Raw genomic sequence first — 3,613 nt, forward strand, 5'->3', positions numbered from 1 at the left:
CGTGGAATGTTTTCTTCTAACCAAAGTAAATACTACATCATAATCCTGGAATGCTTTAAATTTTAATTGATTGGGATGCTAAAACGTTTTAACACTACTAAAATACGATGTGTTATTCTAAAATCCAAAGTTTTAACGAAAAATTTGCCAATTTATTTTGCATAAAATAATCCGCTGAATACCGTACCAGATAAAGGATAAAATAACATCTCTCAGTAATAAAACAGGGCATAAAAAACGGCATCATTATTAAAAAAAATGAAAAACTAGCACTGTGTATTTCTTACATATTAATACCCGTAAAAAATACTTTTCGTATCCCCTTTGCTGTTATATTCACCATCGTTTTGCTGACAGTACGGTATCCATATAATCCTGTACAACGGCTATATCGCTTTCATTCAGGAAATGACCTTCATCTTTTCTGATCACCAGTACTCGTCCATCTTTTCATATACATAACGCGGAATTATTTTCGTACAGGAACCTGATCACTATACATCCCTTTTCCTTTAAACCAGTGTGCAGCCTGCCCCGTTAGCCACAGGTAATAATCACTGCCCAGGTCTTTTTCAATACCAGTAAAAGAACCTTCTCCATTTAACGGCAAACGGTCATCGGTAGCACATTTAAAGATAGCAGTACCTTCATTCATTTCATCAAACATGGCGACATACAACATCTCTGCACCGGCATTTTTAGCAGCGGCGATCTGCCGCCAGAAAAAGGTACCCCGCTCTCTGGGGATGGTATTGGCTTGGGGGCCGTTCATGTTTTTCCAGGAAAACCCAGGAAAGGCCAGCGGCACATAATCCACTCTATTATTTTTACACCAGGCAATATCTTCTTTCACCAATCCTTTAAAGGCATCATAGCTTTTACCGTTGTACCGGCCTACAAACCAGGGCATGATCACATCCGATTTTCTGATCAGGCGATGCAGCCCTTCATCGCTGACCGCATCCTGTCTCAGCTCCCGCCAGTAAGTAGGTACGCCCAACATCACGCTGAAGCCCTTTGCCTTCATGGCATCCAGCAATGTTTCTGCTTCTTTTAAACCATATGCGCGGCGATCGTTAAAGCCTACTCCCCAGATCACAATAAATGGCTTTCCGTTGTGATGCAGGTAGGTAGGGCTTTTGCTGCCATGTAACAAATCGTACTTTGCGGTTAGTTCGTCGAGGTCGTTCAGTACCAGCTGCTCTTCCCCGGGGCGCATGCCGCTGAGGTCATACATCACGGCGATAGCGCGATTGTATTTTTTTGCGGCCGACATGGCATTATCCAGTACCGTATTAAAATGGCGTTTGCCACTGGGATTTCTGATTTCTGCTACAAAGCGCTGCATGAATACACCGTCGATACCGTAGTCTTTCATCCACTTAAAATGTACGGCTACCGTGGAGGCGTCGTGTGGACTAAAAACTGCTGCCGGCGTACCATCAGCGAAACTAAAATCGGTAGGATAAGTGGTTTTGTATTCACTTACATCCGGCCAGAAATCTATCTCGCAGGATCCCGGTTTGAAGATTCCTCTTCTTTCATAATGATGCCATCCTCTGCCAGCGCTGTCGCCGGGCGTATTAAACCAACCCTGGTAACCTGCCATCACCAATCCTTTATAGGTGGGATATTTCGGCGCCCTTTGTGCAAATGCCAGCATGCAGCACCAAAGACTGCACATCAATAAAAAACCTGTCTGCTTAATCGTCTTCATCCGATGCTATAATTTAATAACTGTCACGGTGTTATCCTGTATTTTAAACTTCACTTCTCCTGCCAGCTCCAGCATTTTCAATACTTCTGACAGCAATACCGACTTGCTGATATTGCCGCTCAGGTATACGTCATGCACGCCTTGAAAGGTTACCTCCACCTTATACCAGCGGGATATTTGCCGCATGATTTCATAGATACTGTTATGGCTAAACGAAAACTCTCCATTCTTCCAGGCCACCACGTCATCTGTATCTACGGTCACTACTTTCATGGCTGCTTCGGGCCCTGCAAGCGCCTGTTGACCTGGCAGCAGTGGCATCGCCTGCGTGTTGCGGGTAACGATCACCTGGCCTTCCAGCAAAGTGGTTTTCACCGCTGCTTCATCGGCGTAGGCCATTATATTAAAGATGGTACCACGGTCTTCCGTGAGCACATCATTCGCCTTCACCCGGAATGGCATCCTGGCATTATGTGCTACTTCGAAATATGCCTCGCCCGTGAGGACTACCTCCCGTTGTCTGCCGGTAAAGGGCACGGGATACACTAAAGAAGATCCGGCATTGAGCCATACCTTACTGCCATCGGGCAGCTGCACACGGAAGGTGCCCCCTAATGGGGTCGTTAATCTATTATAGGTGACCTCCGTTGCAGGGACCTGCGTATTCGCTTCATAGGTGAGCAGACTGCTGTCTGTTTTCCGGATGCTAACGCCACCTTGCTCTGTGAGGACACCGTTCTGTACATCATTCAATACGATGGTAGTACCATTACCCAGTGTCAGCACTGCCTGATGACTACCGGGAGCCGCATCATTTTTATAGGCTGGCTGCGTTGGCAATGCTACTACAGCGGGGGTATATTTTCGGGAGATGAAAAACAGGTAGCCACTTACTGCCACTACGATCGCCAATACGGCGGCTGCCACCGGCCACCACCATTTGCGTCGCGTGGTCATCGGCTGTTCTATGTCTTCAACAGCGGTATAAGTAACTGTTTCATATACCTGCTGCCAATTAACCGGATAGCTAAAGTCCTCTTCGCGTATACGCTCCCAGAGCGCCGCCATGGCGGGCGACAGGGTTTCGGCTGCTGCAGGGTCCTGCAGTAGTGATACCAGCTCCTTTACTTCGTCGGGAGTACATGCCCGGCGGAGGTAGCGATCAAATAATAAGGATAATCTTTCCGATGATGCCATGCTGTTTATTTGCTCCTGTCAATTTTCACAATAAATGCCCGCATACAGTAGACGCAGCAAATAAGAATCAGGACTAATGCCACTGCACTTTTTTTTTGGAACTGCTCCGTTCAGGAATAGAACCAAAAAAACAAGAGCAGTTCCATCTGATGTGTGGAAAGAAAGCTGCGAATAAATTGCAGGGCAGCCATGAGGTGATTTTTAGCGGTGTTGCGGGAAATGCCCATCTGCGTGGCAATTTCATCGAGGGTCAGTCCTTTGTCTCTGCTCAGCTGGTACACGGTTCTACGCTGTGGACTGAGTTGTGCCACCGCCTGCAACAGGAGTTTATCGTACTCCTGCCTGGCGAGCCGGTCTTCCGCAGGATTGCCATCGGTATTCATCTGTGATTGCAAATGTTGCAACACTTTCATGTCTACCGCCGCTCCTCTTAAAAAAGAAATGGTGCGGTTGCGGGCCATGGTGAAGAGATAGTGTTCCAGGTTTTCCGCTTTTGCCAACAAGTCGCGGGAGATCCAGATCTTAATAAAGATTTCCTGCGTGATTTCTTCTGCATAGTACTCGGAATGAGTGAGCGACAATATATAGCCGTATAGCCGGTTTTTGTATTTATCGAACAACCCGTTAAATACGCTGATGTCAATATGTTGCACACGGGAAGCCTGCATATAAAATCAATATGGGCTAAAGATAATATTT

3 protein-coding genes are annotated in these 3,613 nt (G+C 46.5%); all 3 read right to left on the bottom strand.

Features of this window, described 5'->3' with window-relative positions:
- Positions 1–469: 469 nt before the first annotated feature.
- The 3 genes from VIP81_RS27175 to VIP81_RS27185 all read right to left on the bottom strand — a co-directional run bounded on the left by VIP81_RS27175 (position 470) and on the right by VIP81_RS27185 (position 3,582).
- Positions 470–1,717 carry a glycoside hydrolase family 71/99-like protein gene (locus VIP81_RS27175; protein WP_331968802.1) on the bottom strand — a complete coding sequence of 416 codons (1,248 nt, stop codon included), beginning with the start codon at positions 1,715–1,717 and terminating at the stop codon, positions 470–472.
- Between the two features lie 6 nt (positions 1,718–1,723).
- Entirely contained in the window at positions 1,724–2,914 is a 1,191-nt protein-coding gene (locus tag VIP81_RS27180; RefSeq protein WP_331968805.1) for a FecR family protein, read from the bottom strand.
- Positions 2,915–3,024: 110 nt separating this feature from the next.
- Complete coding sequence (locus tag VIP81_RS27185; RefSeq protein ID WP_331968808.1) at positions 3,025–3,582, bottom strand: RNA polymerase sigma-70 factor; 558 nt, start codon at positions 3,580–3,582, stop codon at positions 3,025–3,027.
- Positions 3,583–3,613: the final 31 nt, after the last annotated feature.

Origin of the sequence: Chitinophaga sp. (assembly GCF_036566945.1) — a bacterium.
Lineage (GTDB): Bacteria > Bacteroidota > Bacteroidia > Chitinophagales > Chitinophagaceae > Chitinophaga.